At 55.1% G+C, this 26,976-nt stretch carries 27 protein-coding genes; 13 read left to right on the top strand and 14 right to left on the bottom strand.

What is annotated here, in order from left to right; translation table 11 throughout:
* Window positions 1–42: 42 nt before the first annotated feature.
* From AC6I77_RS11065 to AC6I77_RS11055, 3 genes are all read right to left on the bottom strand, one after another.
* Complete coding sequence (locus AC6I77_RS11065; RefSeq protein ID WP_497816932.1) at window positions 43–984, bottom strand: LysR family transcriptional regulator; 942 nt, start codon at window positions 982–984, stop codon at window positions 43–45.
* A 90-nt stretch (window positions 985–1,074) separates the two neighbouring features.
* Window positions 1,075–2,805: an arginine--tRNA ligase gene (gene argS, locus AC6I77_RS11060; RefSeq protein ID WP_442843706.1), complete on the bottom strand. Its 1,731-nt coding sequence runs from the start codon at window positions 2,803–2,805 to the stop codon at window positions 1,075–1,077.
* Window positions 2,806–3,016: 211 nt separating this feature from the next.
* Entirely contained in the window at window positions 3,017–3,139 is a 123-nt protein-coding gene (locus AC6I77_RS11055; protein WP_003849175.1) for a hypothetical protein, read from the bottom strand.
* Between the two features lie 284 nt (window positions 3,140–3,423).
* Between AC6I77_RS11055 and AC6I77_RS11050 the strand changes: the two genes are divergently transcribed.
* A complete protein-coding gene (locus tag AC6I77_RS11050; RefSeq protein WP_497816931.1) occupies window positions 3,424–4,014 on the top strand; it encodes a VOC family protein in 591 nt (196 codons plus the stop codon).
* Here AC6I77_RS11050 and AC6I77_RS11045 read toward each other — a convergent pair.
* A complete protein-coding gene (locus AC6I77_RS11045; protein ID WP_003849179.1) occupies window positions 4,011–5,156 on the bottom strand; it encodes a MalY/PatB family protein in 1,146 nt (381 codons plus the stop codon). The genes AC6I77_RS11050 and AC6I77_RS11045 overlap by 4 nt on opposite strands.
* 85 nt (window positions 5,157–5,241) lie before the next feature.
* Between AC6I77_RS11045 and cutC the strand changes: the two genes are divergently transcribed.
* Both cutC and AC6I77_RS11035 read left to right on the top strand, forming a co-directional pair.
* Complete coding sequence (gene cutC, locus AC6I77_RS11040; RefSeq protein WP_003849180.1) at window positions 5,242–5,994, top strand: copper homeostasis protein CutC; 753 nt, start codon at window positions 5,242–5,244, stop codon at window positions 5,992–5,994.
* Between the two features lie 290 nt (window positions 5,995–6,284).
* The gene (locus AC6I77_RS11035; RefSeq protein ID WP_105099095.1) at window positions 6,285–7,130 is read left to right on the top strand and encodes a hypothetical protein; all 846 of its coding nucleotides are present in this window, start codon (window positions 6,285–6,287) and stop codon (window positions 7,128–7,130) included.
* 30 nt (window positions 7,131–7,160) lie between these two features.
* On the opposite strand, the gene AC6I77_RS11030 is transcribed toward AC6I77_RS11035, so the two are convergent.
* The gene (locus tag AC6I77_RS11030) at window positions 7,161–8,258 is read right to left on the bottom strand and encodes a glycerol dehydrogenase (RefSeq protein WP_497816930.1); all 1,098 of its coding nucleotides are present in this window, start codon (window positions 8,256–8,258) and stop codon (window positions 7,161–7,163) included.
* Between the two features lie 137 nt (window positions 8,259–8,395).
* Between AC6I77_RS11030 and AC6I77_RS11025 the strand changes: the two genes are divergently transcribed.
* Window positions 8,396–9,019: a LysE family translocator gene (locus tag AC6I77_RS11025; RefSeq protein WP_438477503.1), complete on the top strand. Its 624-nt coding sequence runs from the start codon at window positions 8,396–8,398 to the stop codon at window positions 9,017–9,019.
* Between the two features lie 3 nt (window positions 9,020–9,022).
* Here AC6I77_RS11025 and cmoB read toward each other — a convergent pair whose 3' ends face one another.
* The 4 genes from cmoB to AC6I77_RS11005 form a co-directional block, all read right to left on the bottom strand.
* On the bottom strand, window positions 9,023–9,991 hold the full coding sequence (gene cmoB, locus AC6I77_RS11020) for a tRNA 5-methoxyuridine(34)/uridine 5-oxyacetic acid(34) synthase CmoB (protein WP_497816929.1): 969 nt from the start codon (window positions 9,989–9,991) through the stop codon (window positions 9,023–9,025).
* Complete coding sequence (gene cmoA / locus AC6I77_RS11015; protein WP_003849187.1) at window positions 9,988–10,716, bottom strand: carboxy-S-adenosyl-L-methionine synthase CmoA; 729 nt, start codon at window positions 10,714–10,716, stop codon at window positions 9,988–9,990. Before cmoA ends, cmoB begins: the two co-directional genes overlap by 4 nt.
* Window positions 10,717–10,797: 81 nt before the next feature.
* The gene (locus AC6I77_RS11010) at window positions 10,798–11,193 is read right to left on the bottom strand and encodes an MAPEG family protein (RefSeq protein ID WP_003849188.1); all 396 of its coding nucleotides are present in this window, start codon (window positions 11,191–11,193) and stop codon (window positions 10,798–10,800) included.
* Between the two features lie 69 nt (window positions 11,194–11,262).
* Entirely contained in the window at window positions 11,263–12,084 is an 822-nt protein-coding gene (locus AC6I77_RS11005; protein ID WP_003849190.1) for a DUF72 domain-containing protein, read from the bottom strand.
* Between the two features lie 211 nt (window positions 12,085–12,295).
* Here AC6I77_RS11005 and aspS point away from each other — a divergent pair, with 211 nt between their 5' ends.
* The 6 genes from aspS (at window position 12,296) to ruvB (ending at window position 17,820) form a co-directional block, all read left to right on the top strand.
* Window positions 12,296–14,074, top strand: coding sequence for an aspartate--tRNA ligase (gene aspS, locus AC6I77_RS11000; protein ID WP_008925362.1), 1,779 nt, complete (start codon window positions 12,296–12,298; stop codon window positions 14,072–14,074).
* Window positions 14,074–14,505 carry a dihydroneopterin triphosphate diphosphatase gene (gene nudB, locus AC6I77_RS10995; protein ID WP_003849197.1) on the top strand — a complete coding sequence of 144 codons (432 nt, stop codon included), beginning with the start codon at window positions 14,074–14,076 and terminating at the stop codon, window positions 14,503–14,505. Before aspS ends, nudB begins: the two co-directional genes overlap by 1 nt.
* A 285-nt stretch (window positions 14,506–14,790) precedes the next feature.
* Window positions 14,791–15,534, top strand: coding sequence for a YebC/PmpR family DNA-binding transcriptional regulator (locus tag AC6I77_RS10990; RefSeq protein ID WP_003849201.1), 744 nt, complete (start codon window positions 14,791–14,793; stop codon window positions 15,532–15,534).
* Window positions 15,535–15,568: 34 nt separating this feature from the next.
* Complete coding sequence (ruvC, locus tag AC6I77_RS10985) at window positions 15,569–16,096, top strand: crossover junction endodeoxyribonuclease RuvC (RefSeq protein WP_003849205.1); 528 nt, start codon at window positions 15,569–15,571, stop codon at window positions 16,094–16,096.
* Window positions 16,097–16,192: 96 nt separating this feature from the next.
* Window positions 16,193–16,807, top strand: a complete 615-nt coding sequence (ruvA, locus tag AC6I77_RS10980) for a Holliday junction branch migration protein RuvA (protein WP_003849207.1) — start codon at window positions 16,193–16,195, stop codon at window positions 16,805–16,807.
* A gap of 8 nt (window positions 16,808–16,815) precedes the next feature.
* Window positions 16,816–17,820 carry a Holliday junction branch migration DNA helicase RuvB gene (ruvB, locus tag AC6I77_RS10975; RefSeq protein ID WP_003849208.1) on the top strand — a complete coding sequence of 335 codons (1,005 nt, stop codon included), beginning with the start codon at window positions 16,816–16,818 and terminating at the stop codon, window positions 17,818–17,820.
* Here ruvB and znuB read toward each other — a convergent pair whose 3' ends face one another.
* Together znuB and znuC are read right to left on the bottom strand one after the other, a co-directional pair.
* Window positions 17,821–18,606, bottom strand: coding sequence for a zinc ABC transporter permease subunit ZnuB (gene znuB, locus AC6I77_RS10970; RefSeq protein WP_003849211.1), 786 nt, complete (start codon window positions 18,604–18,606; stop codon window positions 17,821–17,823).
* The gene (znuC, locus tag AC6I77_RS10965) at window positions 18,603–19,358 is read right to left on the bottom strand and encodes a zinc ABC transporter ATP-binding protein ZnuC (protein ID WP_003849212.1); all 756 of its coding nucleotides are present in this window, start codon (window positions 19,356–19,358) and stop codon (window positions 18,603–18,605) included. Before znuC ends, znuB begins: the two co-directional genes overlap by 4 nt.
* Window positions 19,359–19,435: 77 nt before the next feature.
* Between znuC and znuA the strand changes: the two genes are divergently transcribed.
* The 3 genes from znuA to lpxM all read left to right on the top strand — a co-directional run bounded on the left by znuA (window position 19,436) and on the right by lpxM (window position 22,828).
* The gene (gene znuA / locus AC6I77_RS10960) at window positions 19,436–20,383 is read left to right on the top strand and encodes a zinc ABC transporter substrate-binding protein ZnuA (RefSeq protein WP_286863184.1); all 948 of its coding nucleotides are present in this window, start codon (window positions 19,436–19,438) and stop codon (window positions 20,381–20,383) included.
* A 13-nt stretch (window positions 20,384–20,396) separates the two neighbouring features.
* A complete protein-coding gene (mepM, locus tag AC6I77_RS10955; protein WP_286863186.1) occupies window positions 20,397–21,728 on the top strand; it encodes a murein DD-endopeptidase MepM in 1,332 nt (443 codons plus the stop codon).
* A 125-nt stretch (window positions 21,729–21,853) separates the two neighbouring features.
* Window positions 21,854–22,828, top strand: a complete 975-nt coding sequence (gene lpxM / locus AC6I77_RS10950; RefSeq protein WP_008925360.1) for a lauroyl-Kdo(2)-lipid IV(A) myristoyltransferase — start codon at window positions 21,854–21,856, stop codon at window positions 22,826–22,828.
* Between the two features lie 125 nt (window positions 22,829–22,953).
* Here lpxM and AC6I77_RS10945 read toward each other — a convergent pair whose 3' ends face one another.
* The 3 genes from AC6I77_RS10945 to AC6I77_RS10935 form a co-directional block, all read right to left on the bottom strand.
* Window positions 22,954–24,186, bottom strand: coding sequence for an MFS transporter (locus AC6I77_RS10945; RefSeq protein WP_497816928.1), 1,233 nt, complete (start codon window positions 24,184–24,186; stop codon window positions 22,954–22,956).
* A gap of 84 nt (window positions 24,187–24,270) precedes the next feature.
* The gene (gene pyk, locus AC6I77_RS10940) at window positions 24,271–25,713 is read right to left on the bottom strand and encodes a pyruvate kinase (protein ID WP_003849220.1); all 1,443 of its coding nucleotides are present in this window, start codon (window positions 25,711–25,713) and stop codon (window positions 24,271–24,273) included.
* A gap of 107 nt (window positions 25,714–25,820) precedes the next feature.
* Window positions 25,821–26,699: a MurR/RpiR family transcriptional regulator gene (locus tag AC6I77_RS10935; RefSeq protein ID WP_003849221.1), complete on the bottom strand. Its 879-nt coding sequence runs from the start codon at window positions 26,697–26,699 to the stop codon at window positions 25,821–25,823.
* Window positions 26,700–26,976 lie beyond the last annotated feature (277 nt).

The raw sequence follows: 26,976 nt of genomic DNA, 5'->3' as shown, positions 1-26,976 counted from the left end.
GCATCATCAGCCACAGGCAGCGCGACGTAAGAGGGCGGCGACTCAGTCCGATGAATGCGGGTGAGCGTCGTGATCAGCCGACTGTGAAAGCACGCTCAGCGCATTCAGCACTGCCGCATTTTTTTCATTGGCGCGAATGGCCGCATAAACATCAATCGTCAATTGCCGCGCCGCGCTTTCAGTCAGCGGGCGATAACAGAGTCCTGTCTGGTTAAAGGTACATTTTGACTGCGGCATCAGGGCGAATCCTTTGCCTCTGGCAATGTGCGACAGCATCAGCAGAGAATCATCCGGCTCTCTTATTCGTTTTAACGTGACGTTGAGCGTCGCAAAGTAGCGTTCGCATTTATCGTAAAACTGCGGATTGGCACTGCGCGCAAACCAGAACAGCGGCAGGTCGGCCAGCGCCTCCAGTGCGACCTTTTCTCCTGCCAGACTGGCAGGGTGCGTTGACGGCATAGCGAGCAGCAACGGTTCACGGTAAACCCAGGTGTACTGAACCAGGGTTTCCGCTTCAGGACCTTTTTCGCCAGTGAGAATTAAATCCAGGCTGTTTTTGGCCAGGCTTTGCAGCAGTTGAGCGGAGGTCAGGCTGGGCATCTCCATTTCATCGCTGGCATGGAAACTGGCGAGCTGCCGGTTAAGCGGTGCCATTAATTCAAAGTTGAGCGTGCGGGTCAGTCCGATACGTGGTCGCACGGCAGCAGGCTGCTTTAGGCTATTCAGCGCGGTAAGAATCTCTTCTGCTTTTGCAACCAGCGCACGGCCAGCATCGGTGAGCATCACCTCATGAGTCGTACGGCTGAACAGCGGCTGACCGAGCAGATCTTCCAGGCTTTGAACCTGACGGGTGAGCGGCGGCTGCGTCATGCTGAGACGTTCTGCGGCCCGGCGAAAATTAAGCTCGTGCGCAACAGCCAGAAAGCACTGCAATTGCTTTATGGTGGGAAGATGACTGCTGATAAGGTGCGCGGCGACAGACATAACACCATCCTGCTGCGGAAATTTGGGGGGCGTTCAGAGCGGATAACTGGGAACAGCAACGGAGAGGGAAATCCCTCTCCGTTTTACAGGTTACATGCGCTCGACGGTGTCGATACCCAGAGTATCCAGACCCTGCTTCAGCGTCTTCGCCGTCAGCGCGGCCAGCTGCAGACGGCTCAGGCGCGTTGCGTCTGATTCTGCGCTGAGAATCGGGCAGTGCTCGTAGAAGCCGGAGAACAGACCGGCCAGATCGTAGAGATAGGCACACATCACATGTGGCGTGCCGTCGCGAGCGACCTGAGTAATGACCTCTTCGAACTGTAGCAAACGCGTGGCCAGCTGTGCTTCGCGCTCTTCACTGATCACAATCTCTGCATCCAGCGAATCGGCATTAATGCCCGCTTTACGGAACACGGAAAGCACACGGGTATAGGCATACTGCATGTAAGGCGCGGTATTGCCTTCAAACGCCAGCATGTTATCCCAGTCGAAGATGTAGTCGGTGGTGCGGCTTTTTGACAGATCAGCATATTTGACAGCACTGATCCCCACCACTTCCGCCAGGGTTTTCACTTCCGCTTCGCTCATCTCCGGGTTCTTCTCACGCACCAGCGAGTAGGCACGCTGATAGGCTTCATCCAGCAGATCAGAGAGTTTAATAGTACCGCCGCTACGTGTTTTAAATGGTCGTCCATCTTTGCCCAGCATCATGCCGAATGCATGGTGCTCCAGCGGCACAGACTCCGGCACATAACCCGCTTTACGGACAATCGTCCATGCCTGCACCAGATGCTGATGCTGACGTGAATCGATGTAATAGAGTACGCGATCGGCTTTCAGCGTTTCATAACGATATTTCGCACAGGCGATGTCCGTGGTGGTGTAGAGGTAGCCACCATCCTTTTTCTGGATGATGACGCCCATCGGCTCACCCTCTTTGTTCTGGAATTCATCCAGGAACACCACGGTTGCGCCTTCGCTCTCGACCGCTAAGCCTTTCTGTTTCAGGTCGGAAACAATGCCGGGCAGCATGTCGTTATAAAGACTTTCACCCATGACATCGTTGCGCGTCAGCGTCACGTTCATGCGGTCGTAGATTTTCTGGTTCTGACTCATGGTGATGTCGACCAGCTTCTTCCACATCTGGCGGCAATATTCATCGCCACCCTGAAGTTTCACGACATAGCTGCGCGCACGCTCGGCAAACTCAGGATCTTCATCATAAGTGCGTTTGGCTTCACGGTAGAAGCCTTCGAGGTCGGCCAGCGCCATCTCTGCGTGATCTTCATTCTGCTGCTTTTCAAGGAACGCGATCAACATGCCGAACTGCGTACCCCAGTCGCCAACGTGGTTAGCGCGGATAACGTTATGGCCGAGAAACTCCAGCGTACGCACCGCCGCATCACCAATGATGGTGGAGCGGACGTGACCGACGTGCATCTCTTTTGCAACATTAGGGGCGGAATAGTCGACCACGATGGTCTGCGGCTCAGCCAGCTGCACGCCAAGACGCGGCAGGCTAAGTGCCTGACGGGCGTGTGTTGCCAGCCAGTTGTGGTCAAGGAAAATATTAATGAAACCCGGCCCGGCAATTTCAACCTTGCTGGCGATGCCGGTCAGGTCGAGGTGCTGAATCACCGCTTCCGCTAATTGTCGCGGTGCCTGTCCCAGCTTTTTCGCCACGGCCATAATGCCGTTGGCCTGATAGTCTCCAAACTGAACCCGTGCAGACTGACGAACCTGTGGTTCGCAATCGGCGGGTGCGCCGGCTAAAACCATTGCCTGACTGACTTTTGCGGAAAGAAGTGCCTGAATATTCACCGAGTTACCTTCATAAGCTGAACAACGCCCTGGACTGCTAAACCGGGCTGTCATCATCTTGCCTGAGCACATCGCGTTACGGCGGGGCAGAAACGGATGGGGCAGACAAAATGGAAAAAAATGAGGGGAAAAGTATACGTGAAATGTGGATGGGCGTCAGCAGTTGGATGAAGCGGGGAAACAGAGCTGAAGAAGATGTTTCCCGGAGGCGTTAACGACGTCGCAGATGACGACGTGGGTTCTTTACGCTTTTATCTTCAAGCACCTTCCAGTGGCGCGCAATTGCGAATCCCATCAGTGCGATCAGTACAGCGACAACGATGAGCATAGACATATAGCCATTCCTTTTGTTTGTGTTAGGTCAAATTTATAGGAAGGCAGAGAATGCTGCAATTGTTTATCAGTCAATTGAGACTTATCTTATTGTATTAAAGAAGTTGATTATAATCATATAGTTAACTCACTTTCATCAAGGAACTTATGGCCCTAAACAGGAGATAAATCCGAAATGAAAGATGTTATTATGAGGTTTTGCGTTAAATTTCAGTCCAAATAAGATGAATCTTATCATTATGTGACGTCAGGCACGCGGCGCTCCATAAACCAGACTGTTTATAAATGCTAAACAAATTGAGAGGATTTACGGTGTCAGAGCGATCTTTTCCGGCAGAATTGGACGATTTAAAGACAGATTTAAGGCGTTTTGAAAAATCGTTGCAAAGTTTTGCGGAGCAACTTGGTTTGCGCCTTAACGATCTTGAAGTGGACCATATTTCGGTGCGTTGTCATCAGGACACGACGGCGATCCGCTGGCAGCAAGGCCTGCAGCAGATGGGTACGCAGTTTTCCGCGACGATGATTAACGGACGGCAGATTTGCCTGTTTAAACTACATGATCCACTGGTTGTGGCGGGCAGAGAGATCGATGTGGTTGAGCTGCCGTGGCCGGGTGAGAAGCGTTATCGCCATGAAGGCTGGGAGCACATTGAAGTGGTGTTACGTGGCGATCATCGAACGCTGGGCATGCGCGCGATGGCATTATTGTCTGATGAGGCACTGACGCAGCCCGGCATTTCCTTTAAAACCAGCTCACCGCAGGGCGAGAATGAGCGTCTGCCTAATCCGACCCTGGCGGTGACGGACGGGCAGACAACCATCAAGTTTCATCCGTGGCGACTGGAGGAAATTGTCGCCAGTGAGCAGCACTAAATGCGGGCAGCCACGGCGCGTTTCAGTCGGGCAACCGCCTCGTCCAGTAGCGCTCGGGTACAGCCGAAATTGAGCCGGACAAACTGGTCGTTGCCGAACTCACGTCCGGCGGTTAAGCCCAGTCCGTGCTTCTCAAAATAGAGGGCAGGACTGGCCACACCCAGCGCGCTGGCATCAATCCAGGCCAGGTAGGTTGCTTCCGGCGTGGCAACTGACAGACCCGGCATTTTATTGACCTGTGATACCAGCCAGTCCCGGTTACTGCGCAGGTAAGCATTCTGTGCCTTCAGCCAGGGCTCACCTTCGCGCCAGGCTGCTGCTGCTGCGGTGATGGCCAGAATATCTACATCCGGCACAATGCCGCGTCGCACCCGGTTAAAGCGCGCGCGCAGTTCAGCATTCGGTATGATGGCGATGGACGCACCCAGACCGGCGATATTGAAACTCTTGGAGGGCGACATCAGCGTGACACTTCGCTGGGCCGCATCCTCACTTAGCGAAGCAAACGGAATGTGCTGCACGCCCGGTTCCAGTAGCAAATCGCTGTGGATCTCGTCGGAACAGACAATCAGATTGTGTTTCCGGGCGAATTCCAGCTGCGCCTGCAGTTCGTCCTGGCGATAGACCGTGCCGCCCGGATTCTGCGGGTTACACAGCATTAACAGCCGTTCTTTACCCCCAGTCTGTTCTTCGGCTGCATCCAGATCCAGCAGCCAGCGCCCCTGTTGCAACGTGACAGGCACATTGATCTGACCTCGCTCTGCCAGTTTTGCCGCCCCGCGAAACGGTGGATAGATCGGCGTGGGAGAAATCGTCAGCTCGTCCGACGCAGTGAAGGCACGCACGGCGAGATTCAGTCCACTCACCACGCCGGGTAAAACCACAATCCATTCCGGATTGACGTGCCACTGATAGCGTGAGGCGAGCCACGCAACTGCGCTGTCGAGAAACGCTACCGGCGTATCGCCATAGCCGAAAATGCCATGCCCGGCGCGGGTTTTGATCGCATCGATAACGCAGTCAGGCGATCGGAAATCGGTATCTGCCACCCACAACGGCAGAATGTCCTGGTCCGCATATTTGTTCCATTTAAGGCTATCGCTGTGACGACGGTCTATCCGTTGGTCGAAATTGAATGCCATAGTTAACTTTCCCGGTAAACTCATATCAGCAGCCAGACTAACTGATGAATCTGCCTTGAACCAGAGTCATGTAAAGGAGAAGAGAATGACCACACTGGAAATTTGCTGCTATGGCGTGGATTGCGCCGTGACCGCACAACAGGCGGGCGCCGATCGGGTTGAACTTTGTGCCGCACCGCGTGAGGGTGGTCTGACCCCATCGGCAGGAATGCTGAATGCCGCCCGGCGCGAGGTTTCAATCCCGGTTCATCCTATTGTCCGGCCACGGGGTGGTGACTTTTGTTATACCGCGCGCGAGTTTGAAGCGATGAAATCGGATGTGGCGTTGATACGCGAACTGGGTTTTCCGGGGCTGGTCATTGGGATGCTTGATGAGGACGCGCATATCCATCATGGTCAGATGCGGCAGATTATGGCGCTGTGTGACGGCCTGTCAGTGACGTTCCATCGCGCCTTCGATCTGTGCCACAGCCCTAAGCGAGCGCTGGAAGAATTAACAGATTTGGGGGTGGCGCGCATTCTGACATCCGGTCAGCAACACAGTGCTGAAAACGGAATTGCACTCCTCAGGGAACTAAATGAGGCCAGCACCGGTCCTATTATTATGGCGGGTGCCGGGGTTCGTCTCAGCAACCTGCAAAAGTTTCTCGACATGGGGATTGATGAAGTTCACAGCTCGGCAAGTCGCCTGATGGTGTCGCCGATGCGCTACCGCAAAGCGGGGGTCTCCATGTGTTCTGAAGCCGAAAGCGATGAGTTCAGCCGCTACTGTGTAGACGGCGATGTCGTTGAGGCGATGAAAAGTGTGATGCAGATGAGCACCGTTCGGGTCGCCTGAATCACAACAGATTTTGCCGCGCAGCACGCCGATTCTTGACGTGGTGTTTGCAAGTACCAAACCCCAGTATTCTTGCTGGGGTTCTTTTTGTCTGAAGCCCTCTCAAGTGCAGTGACCTTATTCCGGGGTTCTCTGGCATTGTCATGATGTGAGGGGGAGATGATATCTGACGTTTGTGCCTTTTCACCTCTCTAATCATTTAAAGCACTGCAGGCCGGAATCGTCAAAGATTGGCGCTGTTTATCACCACAGCGTTTACACTGAAAGCAACGTCGCCTGGAAATTACCCTATGAAACGCAATCAGATTCTTGTTTTAAGCCTGATGCTGACTGCCTGGACTGAAAGCGCAGCGGCCAGCGCCTGCAGCCCGAATAATGCGGCCGTTGCAAACAGCAATAACCTTATTCTGCTGGGGGGAAACGCGAAAGGCGCTGTGAAGCAGGTGATTGCGGGCGAGTTTGGCAAAGATGTGAACTCGCAAAAGCGGGTGCTGGGGCAGTTTGACGCCTGCGGCGATCTGACCGTCGCCGACGTCAGCTACGATAAAAGCGAACGTAATGTGATTCTCAGCATGGAGCAACATATCGCCAGAGTGCAGGGCGGCTGGGTGGCGGAATACGCCTATCTGGTCAAAGTGCTGAAAGAAGGTAAGGAAGTCGTCGTGGATAATCGACAGGGAACGATTAACTGGCAGAAAGGCCGGCATGGCACGATTACCAGCGCCTCTGATAGATTTACCAGCATGGGGAAAAGCGGCTTTACCGACATCACCTATCGCTATGATCCCCAGCTACGGCTGGAGAAGAGCGTGGCGCGCGGCAGCGATCCGCTGACCAACGGTGAATTTCACTATCACTGGAACCCAAAAGGTCTGGTCACGCGCACCACATCTGCAAGAGGCACCGACGAATACACCTATGATCCTCAATGGCGTGAAGTACGACTTAACGGCACCGAGACCACACCACTCAGCACCATCCGGTCGGTTGATGAGTGCCAGTCATGGGATGAGGTCGGCAACTGTACACTCAGCTATCTGCATGAGACCGAGATCTTTACGCGTGGCACTATCGAGCGCCACCTCAGTTCGGCCTACAAATATGAGTACTGGAACCAGCCTGCGGCAGAAGAGTAACAGGCGATCGGGTGATCGCCCGCTCCTGACCTATTTTACGGTCTGACTAAAGGCATCCAGTGCCAGCAGGGCATTTGCGATATCTTCGGGTGACAGGTGTGGGTTGAGGTTTTTCAGCGTATCTCCCTCACTGTTTGCCAGCGCCCCCACTTTCACCAGATTCTCCCAGCTTTCATTTTCCAGATGCAGCTCCCGGAGTGTGGTTGGCATATTGATAGCGCGATAAAAGCGTATATAGCGCGCAATATCCTCATCCGTACGCTTCTCAAGCACCATCTGCGTCAGCGTGCCATAGGCAACTTTCTCGCCATGAGTCAGATGGTGGATATCGCCATCGATGGCGGTAAAACCATTATGAATCGCGTGAGCGGCTGCCAGACCACCGTTCTCAAACCCCAGTCCCGAGAGCAGCGTATTGGCCTCAACGACCGCTTCCACCGCTGGCGTTACCCGTTTTTCGGAAACGGCAACATAGGCGCTGTAACCCCATGTAAGAAGCGTTTCTTCACAGGCTCGGGCAATGGCCAGTCCGGCAAGTGTCGGATCACCGTTAACCATTGATTTCGCATGCGAACGTGCCACGGCCTGCGCTTCAACCCAGGTCGCCAGTCCATCTGCAATGCCTGATGCAAATAGCCGTGCTGGCGCACTGGCGCAGACTGCCGTGTCCACGAGCACCAAATCTGGATTTTTGCTGTAAAAGCGATAGCTCTCGAATACACCGCTGTCAGAATAGATGACCGACAGGGCGCTACAGGGCGCATCGGTGGACGCAATGGTTGGCACGATAGCCACCGGCAGTTTAAGTTCATCCGCCACCGCTTTAACCGTATCCAGCGTTTTTCCCCCGCCCAGGCCGACAATCACATTACAGCCCTGACTTTTTGCGAGCGCACTGAGTCGGGAAATCTCATTACTGGAGGCTTCGCCATTGAATTGCTGCCAGCTGAATGTCACGCCAGCGGAATCCAGGGCGTGTTGCGTCCGTTCGCCAATCAACGTCCAGACCGTGTTGTCAGCCACCAGAAAAGCCTGATCGCCCAGTTCAGTCAGATACGTTCCCAGCTCGTCCAGCACTCCTGCGCCCTGTACATATTTACGGGGTGAGGAAAAAATAAATTTACTCATAATCAAAACTCCCTGATATGAATGAATCAACCTGATCCAGTCTGGCACAATCCGGGAAGAGTGACAGTTGATGAAGGATTGCGGTCACCGGAGCTGTTAAGCTGCGTGAACACCCAGGAGATAACGGAGAAATCATGATGAGCGCAATGCTCTTTTCATTTCTGCTTGCGATAACCATTCTGACGCTCACACCCGGATTTGACACCGCACTGGTGCTGCGAACCGCTATCGCGCAGGGCTGGCAGCGCGCCTGCGCCACCGCGCTCGGCGTGACGCTGGGCTGTCTGATCTGGGGAGTGGCGGTAGGCCTGGGGCTGGGTGCGCTATTGCTGGCCTCTGAAATTGCATACAACCTGCTGAAGTGGATGGGGGCGGCCTGGCTGCTCTGGCTCGGTATCAGGCTACTGCTTAAACCGCGTCAGCAACCGCTCATCGTGGACGAACAGCCTGCCAGGTCGCAGGGTTATCTGGCCTGCTTCAGTCGGGGGTTGATGGGGAATCTGCTGAATCCAAAAGTGGGCGTGTTTTACGTCACTTTCCTGCCACAGTTTATTCCGGCCGGGGCGTCCGTGGCGCTCTGGTGTACGCTGATGGCGCTGGCACACATGCTGCTGGGGCTGATATGGAATGCTGTGTTAATCGGCGGCAGTCACTATTTTGCGGGTCATCTGCAAAAACTGCGGGTATTAAGGGTAATGGATCGCCTGACCGGCTGCGTGTTTATTGGATTTGCGGCGAAACTGGCGTTGTCTCGCCGCTGAGATTTAAGGTTTGGTGGCGACCAGCACGGCGCGCAGCGGAGCCGGATAGCCCTCAACCGTTTTGCTCGGATCATCGGGATCGAGGAATTCCGCCAGCGACTCGCTGGTCATCCAGTCTGTCCGACGTTGTTCTTCGGTGGTGGTCAGGGCGAGATCGACAATCCGTACATCGACAAAGCCGCTTTTCTCCAGCCAGCTTTTCAGCGCCTCGGCGGAGGGGATAAAGAAGACGTTACGCATCTGCGCATAGCGTTCACCGGGCACCAGCACCTGATTCACATCGCCCTCAATCACCAGCGTCTCCAGCACCAGTTCACCGCCGCTCACCAGCTGATTTTTCAGCTGTAACAGGTGATCCAGCGGGGAACGGCGATGGTAGAGCACACCCATCGAAAACACAGTATCAAACGCCTGCAACGCCGGTAACTGTTCAATACCCAGCGGCAGCATGTGCGCCCGGCGATCATCGTTGAGCAGCTTACGCACGGCTTCAAACTGCACCAGGAAGAGCTGCATCGGATCAATGCCGACCACCAGATGCGCACCTGCACCAATCATCCGCCACATGTGATAACCGCTGCCACAGCCAACATCCAGCACCGTCCGGCCCGCCAGCGAGGATATATGCGGCAGGACACGCTCCCATTTCCAGTCAGAACGCCACTCAGTGTTGATATGGGTGCCATAGAGGAAATAGGGCCCTTTGCGCCATGGCATCAGGTTACGCAGTAATTTCTCAATACCCTGACGATGACGATCGCTGATGTCATCGCGGTCGGCGGTGACGCTATGCAGCAGGTCGAGCTTTTGCGGCTCCAGCAGCGGCAGATACTCCAGCGACTTGTACCAGTCACGGAAGTGCCCATGCAGGTTTTCACGCTGCCACTCGCTGATTTGCGCCGGTAAAACTTCCAGCCACTTCGCCAGTGGACCTACGGCAATTTGCTGATAAAAACGGCCAAAGTCGATCATTTCAACGCCACCAGAGATCCAAAATTAAAGCACTGGAACCAGAGTTCGGCGTGCGAGAAACCGGCCTGTTTCAGGCGGGCTTTATGGGCTTCGACGCTGTCAGTCAGCATCACATTTTCCAGCATGCTACGTTTCTGGCTGATTTCCAGTTCGCTGTAGCCGTTGGCGCGCTTGAAGTCATGGTGCATGTTGAACAACAGTTCACCGACTTCGGCATCTTCAAAACTGAATTTCTCCGACAGCACCAGCGCGCCACCGGGTTTAAGTCCCTGCCAGATTTTTTCCAGCAGAGCCAGACGTGCGGGTGGCTCCAGAAACTGCAGCGTAAAGTTAAGCACCACCAGCGAGGCGTTTTCTATGTCAATATCACGGATATCCGCTTCCAGCACCGTCACCGGCGTATCAGCGCGAAACGCATCCAGATGACGACGGCAACGCTCCACCATCGCCGGGGAGTTATCCACTGCGATGATCTGGCAACCCGGGACATGAATATTGCGGCGCACCGAGAGGGTGGCGGCGCCCAGCGAGCAGCCCAGGTCATAAACCGTGCTGTCGGGCGTAACAAAACGTTCTGCCAGCATGCCAATCATCGAAATGATGTTGGAGTAGCCCGGCACCGAGCGCTGAATCATGTCTGGAAAGACTTCAGCTACGCGCTCGTCAAAAGTCCAGTCGCCCAGTTTTGCAATGGGCGCTGAGAAGAGTTGATCGCGGTCAGACATATCGAAAATCCGAAGAGACGACGGAAAGGGCGCTATTCTCGCAGAAAGTGGGGCGGCCTGCACCCCTTAACCCAGGGCGACTTAATGGAGTGTCAGCACCAGTTCCCACGGCAGATAAATAAGATTAAAAATGACCATGCCGCACAGGGAAAACAGCGTCAGCAGCATGCCATATTTACGGCCAGCCATGGCGCTGCTGCGTAAACCCCAGGCATGGAGTAACCGGCTGATGAAAAAGAGCAGGCCAGTGAGATGCACCATCCAGATATCGGCGCCATTCATCTCCATCATCACCAGCAGCAACAGCGCCAGCGGGATAGTTTCGATGGCATTGCCGTGAATGCGAATCGCCATTTTCAGGTCGTGATAGCCGCCATCGCCATACGCCACGCGATAGAAACGGCGGTAACGCACCACGTCCATTGTAAATTTCATTACCAGCAATGCACCCAGTACGACGTATAACGCGCTAATCATTGTCACTCCGGTATCCATCCGTAAAGTAGCTATTCTATCCAGCGTACAGCACGCTGTCCTGTGCAGTGATCAAAACAGTGATGTCTGTTGCGGCCAGTCGGGTCCATTGCCAATAGCCGGATCGATCTGCTGCAGCTGCGGCCATAGCGCCTGCACCAGCGGAAACACCTGACCCATATCGGGCGTATGCAGAAACAACATGGCGTCGCCCTGTTGCTGCCATTGCGAGAGCTTGTCACGCCAGATCTGAAATAGCGGCACGGTCTCTTCCACACTGTCGCTGCCGATAAAACGGACCATTGGCTGCGAGCCGGTTCGTAAGGCATGAGGCGGCACTTTAGGCTTCTGAGCACGGGCCACCAGCGCTGCCGGGCTTTGCGAGGTGGAGGCGTGAACCGGGCGGCTGTCCAGCATGACGCGATTGATGCCGCGCTCAAGCAATCCGCGATTCAGCGCCCGCTCTGCGTCACCTTTGGCAAAGAAAGCGGGATGGCGGACTTCGACGCCGTAGTGAAAACGACGCGGCAAACTATCCAGAAAGCGCCACAGATCGGCGATCTGCGCCGGAGAGAAGCTGGCAGGCAGCTGCAGCCAGTACTGACCGATGCGATCGGCCAGCGGCTCCATCAGGCGCAGGAAATCGGTCAGCAGGTCGTCACTGTGCTGTAGCGCCGCCTGATGGCTGATGGTGTTGGGAAACTTAAAGCAGAAGCGAAACGCATCATGCGTCATATCGCGCCAGCGCATCACCGTTTCGGTATCAGGCAGCGCATAAAGCGTGGTGTTTCCCTCTACACAATGGAAGTATCGGGCATAGTCCGCCAGGCTCGTGATACCCCAGCGTTTCCAGTGTGAATGCCCCCACTGGGGCAGGCCAATACGAAGTGTCACGCGCGCTCCTGGCGATGGGTTAAGATGCCTCATTATCTTCTATGTTCGGTCAGGTGGGCAAATGCACACAGGAAATCGGTGCTTTGGCGTGGATCTGCTTATCCTGCCTGGCTTTTTCCATTATAATGACCGCCATTTTTGCGACAGCATCGCAACAGGTAACGCGGCCGGATGCTGTCAGCTGCAGCGGCGAAGTTAAAAGGATAGTGTTATGCGTACAGAATATTGCGGACAGCTCAATCTGTCTCATGTAGGTCAGCAAGTCACGCTTTGCGGCTGGGTAAATCGCCGTCGCGATCTGGGCAGTTTGATTTTTATCGACATGCGCGACCGTGAAGGCATCGTGCAGGTGTTTTTCGATCCCGATCGTCAGGACGCATTTAAGCTGGCTTCTGAACTGCGTAACGAATTCTGCATCCAGATCACCGGCACCGTGCGTGCGCGTGATGAGAAGAATAAAAACAGCGACATGGCGACCGGCGAAGTCGAAGTGTTTGCCCAGGCGCTGACCATCATCAACCGCTCTGAGCCACTGCCGCTGGACTCTAATCAGACCAACAGCGAAGAAGCGCGCCTGAAATACCGCTATCTGGATCTGCGTCGTCCTGAGATGGTGACGCGTCTGAAAACCCGCGCGAAAATCACCAGCTTTGTTCGCCGCTTTATGGATGACGAAGGGTTCCTGGATATCGAAACCCCGATGCTGACCAAAGCGACGCCAGAAGGCGCGCGTGACTATCTGGTGCCAAGCCGGGTTCATAAAGGCAAGTTCTACGCGCTGCCGCAGTCACCGCAGCTGTTCAAACAGCTGCTGATGATGTCAGGTTTTGACCGCTACTATCAGATCGTTAAATGCTTCCGCGATGAAGATTTACGCGCCGATCGTCAGCCCGAATTTACCCAGATCGACGTTGAAACCTCCTTTATGACCGCGCCGCAGGTGCGTGAAATTATGGAGCGTTTAATCCGCAATCTGTGGCAGGACGTGCAGGGCGTTGATCTCGGCGAGTTCCCGCAGATGACCTTTGCGGAAGCGATGCATCGTTACGGTTCTGATAAGCCGGATCTGCGTAACCCGATGGAGCTGGTGGACGTGGGTGACCTGCTGAAAAATGTGGAGTTCCAGGTCTTCTCTGGCCCGGCTAACGACGAAAAAGGCCGTGTTGCGGCACTGCGTGTGCCAACCGGTGCGCAGCTGAGCCGTAAGCAGATTGATGAATATGGCAAGTTCGTAGAAATTTACGGCGCGAAAGGCCTGGCGTGGATGAAAGTCAACGTCCGCGCGGACGGCCTGGAGGGCGTGCAGAGTCCGGTTGCCAAGTTCCTGAATGCAGAAATCGTTGAAGGCATTCTGAGCCGCACCGGCGCACAGGATGGCGACATCATCTTCTTTGGCGCCGATCGCGCCAAGGTGGTCGCGGATGCACTGGGTGCGCTGCGCCTGAAAGTGGGTCGCGAGCTGAACATCACCGATGAAAAAGCCTGGGCACCGCTGTGGGTGATCGACTTCCCGATGTTCGAAGAGGACGAGGAAGGCGGTCTGGCTGCGATGCACCATCCGTTCACTGCACCAAAAGAGATGAGCGCAGAAGAGCTGGCTGCGGATCCAACCCGTGCCGTGGCGAATGCCTACGACATGGTGATCAACGGTTATGAAGTGGGCGGCGGTTCAGTGCGTATCCACAACGGCAAAATGCAGCAGACGGTGTTCAGCATTCTGGGTATTGAAGAGCACGAGCAGCGCGAGAAGTTTGGCTTCCTGCTGGATGCGCTTAAATTCGGTACACCACCGCATGCGGGCCTGGCGTTTGGTCTGGATCGCCTGACCATGCTGCTGACCGGCACCGACAACATTCGTGACGTTATTGCGTTCCCGAAAACCACGGCGGCAGCCTGCATGATGACCGAAGCGCCAAGCGAAGCGAACCCGGCTTCTCTGCTGGAACTGGGCATTCAGGTCATTAAAAAAGAAAAGCCTGAGATTAAATAATGGGCTATAAACACCCGGTTTCAGTGCTGGTGGTTATTTCGGCGCGCGATACTGGCCGGGTGTTGATGCTGCAGCGGCGTGACGATCCCTCATTCTGGCAGTCGGTTACCGGCAGCCTGGAAACGGGGGAGTCACCGCTGGCGACCGCGTGTCGTGAAGTGAATGAGGAGGTCGGCATTGACGTGCTGACTGAGCAGCTGGAGGTGGAGGATTGTCATCGTCAAATCGACTTTGAAATCTTTCCCCATTTCCGCCATCGCTATGCGCCTGATGTCACCCATAATCACGAGCACTGGTTTCGCCTGCAACTGCCGGAAGAGCGCGATGTGACGCTCACGGAGCATCTGGCGTTTCGCTGGCTGGCACCTGCTGACGCTGCAGCATTAACCCGATCATGGAGTAACCGCCAGGCAATTGAAGAATTTATCTGAATGCTCGCCATCGCCCGGTATTCCGGCGGCGGATAGATTAAATTTTATGAATCTGGTGAGTTTTAACAGGACTTCACCAATATATTGAACAGCCAGGCATCATCTACGCTGCGACGTTGTTTACCACCCGCGTGAAGTCATCAGCATACTGTTGTACGTGATGATCATGCGCGATGCTCGCCCAAAGCGGGTACACGGGTTTTTAAAAACGGTGTAAGCACCGACGGTAAACAGGCTCGCAGCCAGGATAGCCTGCACCCTGTAAAAGATCGGAGAAACGTTAAAATGGCAGGACACAGTAAGTGGGCAAACACCAAACACCGTAAGGCGGCGCAGGATGCTAAGCGCGGCAAAATCTTCACCAAAATCATTCGTGAACTGGTGACAGCGGCCAAGCTGGGCGGTGGTGATCCGGGCTCAAACCCGCGTCTGCGTGCCGCGATGGATAAAGCGCTGGCGAACAACATGACCCGCGACACCATGGATCGCGCTATCGCGCGCGGTGTGGGCGGCGATGACAACGCCAACATGGAAACCATCATTTATGAAGGTTATGGTCCAGGCGGTTCAGCCATCATGATTGAATGCCTCAGTGACAATCGTAACCGTACCGTGGGTGAAGTGCGTCACGCCTTTACCAAAACCGGTGGCAACCTGGGTACTGACGGATCCGTGGCTTACCTGTTCAACAAGAAAGGCGTGATCTCTTTTGCGCCAGGTCAGGATGAAGATGCGGTAATGGAAGCGGCCCTGGAAGCGGGCGGCGAAGACGTTGTCACCTATGACGACGGCGCGATTGATGTTTTCACCGCATGGGAAGAGATGGGCACGGTGCGTGATGCACTGGAAGCACTTGGTCTGAAAGCGGATACCGCAGAAGTGGCGATGATCCCGACGACCAAAGCCGAAATGGATGCGGAAACCGCACCAAAACTGCTGCGTCTGATCGACATGCTGGAAGATTGCGACGATGTGCAGGAGGTTTATCACAACGGTGAGATCTCCGACGAGGTGGCGGAAACGCTGTAATGGCGTCTGCCGCCCTGTTAACCGGAGAGGCGTAATGTCGATTATCCTGGGAATTGATCCCGGCTCACGCATCACCGGTTATGGTGTTATTCGTCAGACTGGCCGCCAGCTCACCTATCTGGGCAGCGGCTGTATCCGCACCAATACCACCGAGTTGCCCGCCCGTCTGAAGCTTATTTATGCGGGCGTCTGCGAAATCATCACGCAGTTTTCACCCGATTTCTTCGCCATTGAACAGGTGTTTATGGCGAAGAATGCCGACTCGGCGCTGAAGCTCGGCCAGGCGCGCGGTGCCGCCATTGTTGCCGCGGTTAACCACGATCTGCCGGTGTTTGAGTATGCCGCCCGTCAGGTGAAACAGACCGTGGTTGGCATCGGCAGCGCCGAGAAAAGTCAGGTGCAGCACATGGTGCGAACCCTGCTGAAGCTGCCCGCAAACCCGCAGGCGGATGCCGCCGATGCCCTGGCGATAGCCATCACTCATTGTCACGTGGCCCAAAACGCGGCGCGCATGAGTGACAGCAAGCTGGTGCTGACGCGCGGACGATTGCGCTCAGGTTAGCGCTTATCGCTCAGGTCTCACTCTCAGGCTGGATATTCATCCAGCCTTTTTTATGTTATAAAATCCGCCACATTCTTTAGTTAAGGAAGCATTCAGGTGATAGGTCGTTTACGGGGCAATATTCTGGAAAAGCAGCCGCCACTGGTGCTGCTTGAGGCACACGGCGTCGGCTATGAAATTTACATGCCCATGACCTGTTTTTATGAGTTGCCTGAACTTCAGCACGAAGCGGTGATTTTTACCCATTTTGTGGTGCGTGAAGATGCGCAGTTGCTGTTTGGTTTTAACAGCAAGCAGGAGCGCGCGCTGTTTCGCGAACTGATTAAAGTGAATGGCGTCGGGCCCAAGCTGGCGCTGGCGATCCTCTCCGGCATGTCGGCGCAGCAGTTTGTGACTGCCGTCGAGAAAGAAGAGATCGCATCACTCGTTAAACTGCCCGGTGTGGGCAAGAAGACGGCTGAGCGACTGGTGGTCGAGATGAAGGACCGCTTCAAAGGGATGCACGGCGACCTGTTTGGCGGCGATTCTGCGTTTACGCTCACCACGCCGAGCGCCGAGCCGGAAACCAATGATGCGGAATCCGAAGCGGTTGCAGCGCTGGTTTCACTGGGTTATAAACCGCAGGAAGCGAGCCGTATGATCAGTAAAGTCGGTCGACCGGATGCGGATTGCGAAACCCTGATCCGCGAAGCGCTACGCGCCGCCATTTGAGGTAAGTCATGATAGAAGCCGACCGCCTGATCTCCGCTGCCAGTATCAGCGAAGAAGAGGTTATTGACCGCGCGATTCGCCCGAAGATGCTGACCGAATATGTCGGTCAGCCGCAGGTGCGTGAGCAGATGGAAATATTCATCAAGGCAGCGCAACTGCGCGGCGATGCGCTCGATCATCTGTTGATCTTCGGTCCACCAGGGCTGGGTAAAACCACTCTGGCCAACATCGTGGCCAATGAGATGGGCGTCAATCTGCGCACCACATCCGGTCCGGTGCTGGAGAAGGCGGGCGATCTGGCGGCGATGCTGACCAACCTTGAGCCCCATGACGTCCTGTTTATCGATGAAATCCATCGCCTCTCACCAGTAGTGGAAGAGATACTCTACCCGGCGATGGAAGATTATCAGCTGGATATCATGATTGGTGAAGGCCCGGCTGCGCGTTCAATCAAACTCGATCTGCCGCCGTTTACGCTGATTGGTGCCACCACGCGTGCTGGCTCGCTGACCTCGCCGCTGCGCGACCGTTTTGGCATTGTGCAGCGTCTGGAGTTCTATCAGGTTAAAGATCTGCAGCATATCGTGGGTCGCAGTGCCGCCTGTCTGGGCCTGGCGCTGAGTGATGAAGGGGCATTAGAGATCGCCCGTCGCGCACGCGGCACACCGCGTATCGCCAACCGCCTGCTGCGTCGCGTTCGTGACTTCGCAGAAGTGCGGGCAAACGGTGATCTCAGCGGTGAAGTCTCCTGCAGCGCGCTGGATATGCTTAACGTTGACAGCGAAGGGTTCGATTATATGGACCGTAAACTGCTGCTGGCGATCATCGACAAATTTATGGGTGGGCCGGTGGGGCTGGACAACCTGGCTGCTGCCATTGGTGAAGAGCGGGAAACCATTGAAGATGTGATTGAACCCTTCCTGATTCAGCAGGGCTTCATTCAGCGCACACCACGTGGCCGGATGGCCACGCAGCATGCTTATCGTCACTTCGGTATGACGCGCGAAGAGTAACTACATGGCCGGTTTGCGTACCATGCTGAAGATAAACAGGATGGCAGCGCAGAGCACAACCGACGGCCCGGCAGGCGTGTCGTAGAACGCGGAGAAGGTCAGACCGCCGGTGACGGCAATCACACCGATGACCACCGCGACGCCCGCCATGCCTTCCGGTGAGCGCACGAAACGGCGTGCGGTCGCCGCCGGGATAATCAGCAGTGAGGTGATGATCAGCGCACCGACAAACTTCATCGCTACCCCAATTGTCAGCGCCGTGACCAGCATCAGAACCAACCGGGTACGCTGGATATTGACGCCATCGACCTGCGCCAGCTCCGGGCTGATGGTCATCGACAGCAACGACCGCCACTGCCACGCCATCACCAGCAGCACGATCACCACGCCGCCACCCATCATCCAGAGATCGTCGGGTGTGACCGCCAGCAGGTCGCCAAACAGATACGCCATCAGATCGACGCGCACGTTCTTCATCAGGCTGACCACCACCAGACCCAGCGACAGCGCACTGTGCGCCATAATGCCCAGCAGGGTATCAATAGCCAGATGCGGACGACGCTCCAGCCAGACCAGGCCTAGCGCCAGGCAGACAGTGACCAGAATCACCGCATAGTAAGGATTCACATTTAACAGCAGGCCAAATGCCACCCCGAGCAGAGAGGCGTGCGCCAGGGTATCGCCGAAATAGGACATCTTGCGCCAGACCACAAACGAACCCAGCGGACCGGCAGCCAGCGCTAACATCACACCGCCTATCCAGCCCGGTAATAGCAACTCAATCATGATGAACCCTGTCCTTTGCGTAAAACGATACGTCCCTGAAGGTCGTGACGGTGATTATGATGATGACGGTAAATCGCCAGCTCTTCTGCGCCACGCGGGCCAAACATCGCGATGAATTCCGGATGTTGCGAGACCGCTTCCGGGGTACCGGAACAGCAGATGTGGTGGTTAAGGCACAGCACTTCGTCAGTTTTTGCCATGACCAGATGCAGATCGTGGGAGACCATCATCACGGCGCAGTTCAGTTCCACGCGTAACTGATTAATAAGGTCATACAGCGCAACCTGACCGTTCACATCCACACCCTGCGTTGGCTCATCAAGCACCAGCAGCTGAGGCTGATTCAGCAGCGCGCGGGCCAGCAGCACACGCTGAGTTTCCCCACCCGACAGTTTTTGCAGCGGCGAATGAAGCAGGTGGCCCGCCTGCACCCGTTTCAGGGCCGGCAGAATCTCCGCGTTTTTACTGCCACGCGTCAGGCGCATAAAACGCTCTACTGTTACCGGCAGAGTAGGATCGATGTGCAGCTTCTGAGGGACATAACCAATACGCAGGCCGGGATCACGCTGAACGGAACCGGACGTCGGGGCAAGCAGGCCAAGCACCACACGCACCAGTGTTGATTTACCGGCACCGTTGGGACCCAGCAGAGTGAGGATGCGACCAGGCTGCAGGGTCAGGCTGACGCCAGACAGCACATTGCGCTGGTTAAACTTTATCGAAACGTTATCGAGTGTGACAAGTGGGGTCATAGTATTTACAGGTTGCACAGAATTTCGAATGTTATAATATCACATTCCACCTCATGGTCACGATGGAATGACGCAATATGTTACACAATAAAAAGGGCGCAATTTTCGCCTTAGGGGCTTTAACTGTTTCAGCTTTATTAACCCTTCCTGCCCAGGCAAATGTCGTGGCTTCACTCAAACCGGTAGGTTTTATCGCTGCGGCCATCGCCGATGGCGTCACGCCGGTAGAAGTGCTGCTGCCGGACGGGGCATCTGAACACGATTACTCCCTGCGACCTTCTGATGCAAAACGCTTAAAAAACGCGGACTTAGTTGTCTGGGTCGGGCCTGAAATGGAAGCCTTTATGGCGAAATCTGCAGCCGAACTTCCAACCCAAAAAAACCTCGCCATGGTGAACATCGACGGGGTAAAACCGTTATTGATTAGCGGTGGTGAAGATGAAGAGGAACATGCAGCGGAAAAATCCGAAGATCAGGACGCAGATGCTCATCACCATCATCACGGCGAGTTTAATATGCACCTGTGGTTGTCGCCAGAGATTGCGCGCAAAACCGCGGTTGCAATCCATGGAAAATTATTGGAACTTATGCCGCAAGATAAAGCCAAACTTGACGCCAACCTCCAGCAGTTTGAGGTAGCTTTGGCGGACACGGACAAACGCGTTAGCGCACAACTTGCTCCGGTTAAAAATAAAGGATATTTCGTTTTTCACGACGCTTACACGTACTTTGAAAAGCACTACGGTCTTTCGCCCACCGGGCACTTTACCGTCAATCCTGAAATTCAACCGGGCGCTCAGCGTTTACACCAGATACGAACACAGTTGGTTGAGCAAAAGGCGGTCTGCGTCTTTGCTGAGCCACAATTCAGGCCAGCAGTCATCGATGCTGTCTCCCGTGGAACGCAGGTGCGTAAAGGCACACTCGATCCTCTGGGCACAGACATCAGCTTAGCCAAAGACAGCTATGTGAAATTCCTCTCACAACTGTCGAGCCAGTATGAAAGCTGCCTGAATGGAGCATGAGGAATAGGTAAAAGTGCAGCAGATAGCCCGCTCTGTCGCCCTCGCATTTAATAATTTGCCGCGCCCCCACCGCGTAATGCTGGGATCGTTAACTGTCGTCACTCTGGCCGTCGCTGTCTGGCGGCCTTACGTTTATCATCCCACGGATGATGTGACGCCCATCGTTAAAAACATTGAGCTGGATAAGAACACCCTCCGCACGCTGTTGCCGGAAGCCAGTGAGCCGATCGATCAAAGCACACCGGAACCGGACGAAGAGCTGCCAGCGGACGATGTGGACACCGACGCGCCGGAAACGGCTGGGGTTCACGACTACACCGTCTCATCCGGCGATACCCTGAGCAGCGCACTGAATCAGTATGGCATCGACATCAGCGACATTAACGCGCTGGTGGTAAGCGACCGGGATCTGCGTAATCTGCAGGTGGGTCAGCAACTGAGCTGGACGCTGGATGATGATGGCGGCCTGAAAACCCTGAGCTGGGAAATTTCCCGCCGCGAAACCCGCACCTATGAGCGCACCCCATCGGGTGGCTTTAAGATGGAAGCGGAGATGCAGAAGGGTGAATGGCGCAACAGCGTAATGCAGGGTGAAGTGCGCGGCAGTTTTGCCGCCAGCGCCATGCGGGCGGGATTGAGCAGTGCCGAAGCCAGCGCCGTCATTAAAGCGATGCAGTGGCAGATGGACTTCCGCAAACTGCGTGCGGGAGACCAGTTCAGCGTTCTGATGTCACGCGAAATGCTGGAGGGTAAGAGTGCACAGAGCCAGTTGCTGGGTGTGCGCCTGCGTAGCGGCGGGAAAGACTATTACGCCTTCCGCGCTGAAGATGGCAAGTTCTACGATCGCAACGGCTCCGGTCTGGCGCGCGGCTTTATGCGTTTCCCGACGGTTAAGCAGTATCGTGTCTCATCGAACTTTAATCCGCGTCGTCTTAATCCGGTGACCGGTCGCATTGCGCCGCATAAAGGCGTCGACTTTGCGCTGCCAATCGGTACGCCCGTGCTGGCAGTCGGGGATGGTGAGGTTGTCGTGGCGAAGAACGGCGGCGCTGCGGGTAACTATGTAGCTATCCGTCATGGCCGTCAGTATATGACCCGCTATATGCACATGAAGAAAGTGCTGGTGAAAACCGGTGAGAAAGTGAAGCGTGGCGACCGTATCGGGCTGTCAGGTAATACCGGACGCTCTACCGGCCCGCATCTGCATTTCGAAATCTGGATCAACAATCAGGCGGTTAACCCATTAACGGCGAAACTGCCGCGCATGGAAGGTCTGACCGGCAAAGATCGCAGTGATTATATGGCGCAGGTGAAAGCCTGGTTGCCTCAGCTGGGTCTGAAGTAAGCGAATTTCGTCAAATCGCACAAAAACCGACGGCATCTCCGTCGGTTTTTTGCTATCTGGCGCAGGATGATTGCAAATTTTCAGGTCGTCACTATCATAAGCCGGTCATTGCTTGAGGCGAGTGCATGGAAACCCGTAAAAAAAATAACACTGAATTTATTCCCGTTTTTGAACGTTCTTTTCTCAAACCTAAGTACTGGGGCAGCTGGCTGGCAATTGGTGCGCTGGCGGGTCTGGCTTATTTACCGCCGAAAGTGCGCGATCCGCTGCTGGGCCGTTTAGGCCGTTTTGCTGGTAAGCTGGCAAAGGGTGCACGTCGCCGTGCACTGATTAACCTCTATTATTGTCTGCCGGAACTGAGTGAAGCGCAGCGGGCAACGCTGGTCGATGAGATGTTTGCGACCGCACCGCAGGCAATGGCAATGATGACCGAGCTGGTGCTGCGCGATCCGGCGAGTATCCGTGAGCGTGTTGAGTGGCACGGCCGTGACATTATCGATCAGATGATGGCTGACCAGCAGAATGTGATTTTCCTGGTGCCACACGGCTGGGCGGTGGATATCCCCGCGATGTTGCTGGCGTCAGAAGGGCAGAAGATGGCGGCGATGTTCCATAATCAGAGCGACCCGCTGATGGATTATGCCTGGAATACGGCACGTCGCCGTTATGGAGGCCGGTTGCATGCCCGCAATGACGGGATTAAGCCGTTTATCAGTTCGATTCGGCAGGGGTACTGGGGCTACTATCTGCCCGATCAGGATCATGGCCCGGAGCACAGCGAGTTCGTCGATTTCTTTGCCACGTACAAAGCAACATTGCCTGCAGTCGGTCGACTGATGAAGGTGTGTCGTGCCCGCGTGGTGCCACTGTTCCCGGTTTATAACAGCGACACGCACAAGCTTGAGATTTATGTGCGTCCACCGATGGATGACCTGCTGGAAGCAGATGATCGTCAGCTGGCGCGCCGGATGAATGAAGAGGTGGAAGTGTTTGTCCGTCCGCATCCCGAGCAGTACACCTGGATCCTCAAGCTGCTGAAAACCCGCAAAGAGGGTGACATCGAACCTTATTCGCGCAAAGAGCTTTATCCGCGCAAATAGAAAAAGGCCGCTCTCGCGGCCTTTTTTGATCATGAAGTTTGCGCTACGGAGCATGCTTTGCACTAGGCCTATGCTCCATCGCTTTGGCCAGGGTCGCCGTCTGAGAAAAACGACAGCGCAGCTTGTTATAACGCCTCGAGCCGGCTGCGGCGTTTACGCTCACGCATAAACAGAATAACCAGCCCAAACCACAGCACGCCGCTGATAAAGTTAATCAGACAGAACCACAGCGTGCCGCCACTGAAATAGCCACTTTTCGCCAGTTCAATTCCCACCGCCAGCGTCAGAATACTGATCATACCCAGCATCGCGGCTACGCTACCTTTACCTTCATTACTGGCGTAAAGCGTCAGGCGATACAGCCCGGCATTTACCATTCCGGCACCAAAAGCGTAGAGACTCAGGCCGGCGGTAATCAGCAGATAACTATGACTGTTGAGCAGGCTTGCGGCCAGCGCAAGACTCAGGCCAATCAGAATGGGCCAGGCGGCGAACTTCACCGGCTGTTCAATCGGCACCCGTCCCGCCACCTTACTCAGCGTCAGGTTACCGGCGATCATCGCCAGAAACACCGGCAGCTGCAGCAGGGCGTACTGCATGCGTGACAGACCTTCATCATGCATCAGGATCACCGGCGAAAGGGCAACCCAGGTGAGGATTGGAATAAACACCAGCCCGATCGCAAAAGAGCCAGACACCACCAGACGGTCTTTCATTAACCGGCCATAGTTGCGCGCCAGATTGGGCAGGGCGATAGAATGACTGCGGTCGCCTGCAGTTTCGGGCATCACACGCCACAGCACCACAAAAGCGACCAGGCTGCAGGCGGCAAACAGCCAGAACATGCTGCGCCAGCTGCCAACAGTGAGCCAGGCGGCACCAGCCAGTGGGCCTGCCAGCGGAGCCAGTAACGCTACGTTAGCCATCAGCGCCATCATCCGCACCGCCAGCGCCTCATCAAAGGCTTCCTGGATCGCGGCATAGCCAACTGCACCGATAAAGCAGAGGCTGATGCCCTGAATGAAGCGCAGGCTGACAAATTCCTCAATCGAGCTGACCCAGTGCGTCAGCATGCAGGCGACAGCAAAAAACAGGATGCCAGACAGCATCACCGGTCGCCGGCCAAACTTATCAGAGAGCGGACCCAGCAGCCATTGCAGCACTACACCACCAATCAGGTAGGCGGTTAGCGAAGTAGAGACCCACTCAGGGCCAACAGAGAACTCACTGGTGACGATCAGCATACCAGGCTGGATCATGTCGTGAGCAATATAGGTAGCAAACTCGAATAGCACTAACGCCAGAGGAAAAAGTAAAATTCGGCCGGTAAGCTGGCTGATAGGCTGGAAACGGGGCATCTTGCCTCCTTGTCAGAAAAGAAAACGCGACTGCCTGGCAGTCGCGTCATTGATTCTACACCGACAATGTCAACCCAGACTCAATTAATCCACGCGAAGCACACGGGTGGTGTTGGTGGTGCCGGTGGCGCCCATCACATCACCCTGCGTCACGATGACCAGATCGCCGGAGACCAGGAAGCCTTTATCACGCAGCAGGTTAACCGCGTCGTGTGCAGCAGCGACGCCGTCGTTGTTGCTGTCGAAGAACACCGGCGTGACACCGCGATAGAGTGCGGTAAGGTTCAGGGTGCGTTCATGGCGCGACATCGCAAAAATCGGCAGGCCTGAAGTGATACGCGAGGTCATCAGCGGCGTACGGCCAGACTCGGTCATGGTGATGATGGCGGTCACGCCCTGCAGATGGTTCGCAGCATACATAGAAGACATAGCGATCGCTTCTTCGACGTTGTCGAACTGCACATCCAGACGGTGTTTGGAGACGTTAACGCTTGGAATCTTCTCTGCACCCAGGCAGACCTTCGCCATCGCTGAAACGGTTTCAGCCGGATACTGACCTGCGGCGGTTTCCGCAGACAGCATCACGGCATCGGTACCATCCAGCACGGCGTTTGCCACGTCCATAACTTCTGCACGGGTCGGCATCGGGTTAGTGATCATCGACTCCATCATCTGGGTCGCGGTAATGATAGTGCGGTTAAGCTGGCGGGCACGGCGAATTAACGCTTTCTGAATGCCGACCAGTTCCGGATCGCCAATCTCAACGCCCAGGTCGCCACGCGCAACCATCACCACGTCAGAGGCCAGAATGATGTCATCCATCGCTTCCTGGCTGGCAACCGCTTCGGCACGTTCCACTTTAGCCACCAGTTTGGCGTCACAACCGGCTTCACGCGCCAGGCGACGTGCCAGGTTCATATCTTCACCACAGCGGGGGAAGGAGACAGCCAGGTAATCAACACGGATTTTAGCGGCGGTGATGATATCCGCTTTATCTTTTTCGGTCAGCGCTTCAGCCGACAGGCCGCCGCCCAGCTTGTTAATGCCTTTGTTGTTCGACAGTGGGCCACCGACAGTAACTTCGGTGAACACTTTCATCTCCTGAACTTCCAGCACTTTCAGCTGCACGCGACCATCATCCAGCAGCAGAATATCGCCTGGCACCACATCTGCAGGCAGGCCTTTGTAGTCGATTCCGACACGCTCTTTATCGCCTTCGCCTTTACCCAGATTGGCATCCAGCAGGAAACGGTCGCCGATATTCAGGAAAACTTTGCCTTCTTTGAAGGTTGAAACGCGAATTTTTGGGCCCTGAAGGTCACCGAGGATAGCCACATGGCGACCCAGTTTTGCCGCGATTTCGCGCACTTTATCAGCACGCAGCTGGTGGTCTTCTGGCGTGCCGTGAGAGAAGTTGAGTCGTACAACGTTCGCGCCGGCAGCGATGATTTTTTCCAGGTTATTATCACGATCGGTAGCCGGGCCGAGGGTTGTAACGATTTTGGTTCTTCTGAGACGTCTTGACATCGAGGACTCCGTAAACATTTAAGCGTGTCATGGACAGTGGACACAGCAAGGTTATCTATTCTATATGATCGATGGGTTGTGATACGACTCACATTGTAAATGTGATGTTAATTTTTTTGCTGATCATCCTTTTCCCGAAGGGTGTTCTTTTCGTAACGCGACGCTTTCAACGCCTCTTTCACGCGTTTCAGGTTTTCCCGGAAGGGCGCACCCCGTTCCAGAGTAAAACCAGTCGCCAGCACATCAATCACGGTCAACTGCGCCAGGCGCGACACCATCGGCAAATAGACATCAGTATCTTCCGGTACATCAAGCACTAAAGCTATCGCTGCTTCATGAGCAAGGGGTGAATCGGGAGAGGTGATGGCAATAACGGTGGAACCGTTTACACGGGCCAGGCGAGCCAGTTCTACCATATTTTTTGTGCGTCCAGTATGCGAAATAAGAACAAATACGTCACCGGCTCGACTATTTATGCAACTCATGCGCTGGATCACAATATCGTCCGACCAGATGACCGGCAGATTAAAACGCAGAAATTTGGTGAAAGCGTCATGCGCCACTACAGCGGACGCACCGAGCCCGAAAAAGGCGAGTTTATCGGCCTGCGCGAGCAGGGTTACCGCCTGTTGCAGATGCGCGCTGTTCAGCTGATCGCGCACCCGCTGCAGTCCTGCAAGCGCTGAGTCGAAGATTTTGTGGCTGTAGTTCTCTGCTGTGTCGTCGTCTTCAACGCCCCGGCTGACCCAGTTGCTGCCCTTCACTAGGCTCTGCGCCAAATGCAGTTTAAAGTCGGGAAAGCCCCGTGCACCCAGTCGGTGGCAAAAGCGGTTCACGGTGGGTTCACTGACGCCGGCAATGCCGGCGAGTGTTGCGATGCTGGAGTGCATCGCCGCCTGCGGTTCAGCCAGAATCTGCCGGGCGACTTTCATTTCCGCTTTGCTCAGCGCTGCATACTGCGCCTCAATTTTTTCCAGCATATTCATAAGCTGATGACCATAATCACTTTTATCATTTCAATTATCACTGTCGCAGGAGCCGATTAACAGAGACTATATCGCGCCAGCACCTGGCAAGCGCAACGGCTGACAAGTTGATTGCTCTTTTTTTTGGGATACTTTGACCGGTGCCAGATTTTCCTGACACCAACAGAAACAGAAAAAAACGGCAATCCGCACGTGTCATCACACGTGTTTAGCACATCCGGTACAGAGTTAATGCGGTTGACCCGGCGAGTCGGTTTACCTGGCGCAGGGAAAAAAG

The organism is Pantoea sp. X-Soil-ISGK-259, assembly GCF_059730705.1.
The sequence above is the reverse complement of the archived record's forward strand: the minus strand, read 5'-3'. Positions and strand labels throughout refer to the sequence as shown.

Coding starts and splice junctions, on each gene's coding strand:
- AC6I77_RS11065 (WP_497816932.1), bottom strand. CDS start 984: ATGTCTGTCGCCGCGCACCTTATCAGCAGTCATCTTCCCACCATAAAG.
- AC6I77_RS11055 (WP_003849175.1), bottom strand. CDS start 3,139: ATGTCTATGCTCATCGTTGTCGCTGTACTGATCGCACTGATGGGATTC.
- AC6I77_RS11050 (WP_497816931.1), top strand. CDS start 3,424: ATGCTAAACAAATTGAGAGGATTTACGGTGTCAGAGCGATCTTTTCCG.
- AC6I77_RS11045 (WP_003849179.1), bottom strand. CDS start 5,156: ATGGCATTCAATTTCGACCAACGGATAGACCGTCGTCACAGCGATAGC.
- cutC (WP_003849180.1), top strand. CDS start 5,242: ATGACCACACTGGAAATTTGCTGCTATGGCGTGGATTGCGCCGTGACC.
- AC6I77_RS11035 (WP_105099095.1), top strand. CDS start 6,285: ATGAAACGCAATCAGATTCTTGTTTTAAGCCTGATGCTGACTGCCTGG.
- AC6I77_RS11030 (WP_497816930.1), bottom strand. CDS start 8,258: ATGAGTAAATTTATTTTTTCCTCACCCCGTAAATATGTACAGGGCGCA.
- AC6I77_RS11025 (WP_438477503.1), top strand. CDS start 8,396: ATGAGCGCAATGCTCTTTTCATTTCTGCTTGCGATAACCATTCTGACG.
- cmoB (WP_497816929.1), bottom strand. CDS start 9,991: ATGATCGACTTTGGCCGTTTTTATCAGCAAATTGCCGTAGGTCCACTG.
- cmoA (WP_003849187.1), bottom strand. CDS start 10,716: ATGTCTGACCGCGATCAACTCTTCTCAGCGCCCATTGCAAAACTGGGC.
- AC6I77_RS11010 (WP_003849188.1), bottom strand. CDS start 11,193: ATGATTAGCGCGTTATACGTCGTACTGGGTGCATTGCTGGTAATGAAA.
- aspS (WP_008925362.1), top strand. CDS start 12,296: ATGCGTACAGAATATTGCGGACAGCTCAATCTGTCTCATGTAGGTCAG.
- nudB (WP_003849197.1), top strand. CDS start 14,074: ATGGGCTATAAACACCCGGTTTCAGTGCTGGTGGTTATTTCGGCGCGC.
- AC6I77_RS10990 (WP_003849201.1), top strand. CDS start 14,791: ATGGCAGGACACAGTAAGTGGGCAAACACCAAACACCGTAAGGCGGCG.
- ruvC (WP_003849205.1), top strand. CDS start 15,569: ATGTCGATTATCCTGGGAATTGATCCCGGCTCACGCATCACCGGTTAT.
- ruvB (WP_003849208.1), top strand. CDS start 16,816: ATGATAGAAGCCGACCGCCTGATCTCCGCTGCCAGTATCAGCGAAGAA.
- znuB (WP_003849211.1), bottom strand. CDS start 18,606: ATGATTGAGTTGCTATTACCGGGCTGGATAGGCGGTGTGATGTTAGCG.
- znuC (WP_003849212.1), bottom strand. CDS start 19,358: ATGACCCCACTTGTCACACTCGATAACGTTTCGATAAAGTTTAACCAG.
- znuA (WP_286863184.1), top strand. CDS start 19,436: ATGTTACACAATAAAAAGGGCGCAATTTTCGCCTTAGGGGCTTTAACT.
- lpxM (WP_008925360.1), top strand. CDS start 21,854: ATGGAAACCCGTAAAAAAAATAACACTGAATTTATTCCCGTTTTTGAA.
- AC6I77_RS10945 (WP_497816928.1), bottom strand. CDS start 24,186: ATGCCCCGTTTCCAGCCTATCAGCCAGCTTACCGGCCGAATTTTACTT.
- pyk (WP_003849220.1), bottom strand. CDS start 25,713: ATGTCAAGACGTCTCAGAAGAACCAAAATCGTTACAACCCTCGGCCCG.
- AC6I77_RS10935 (WP_003849221.1), bottom strand. CDS start 26,699: ATGAATATGCTGGAAAAAATTGAGGCGCAGTATGCAGCGCTGAGCAAA.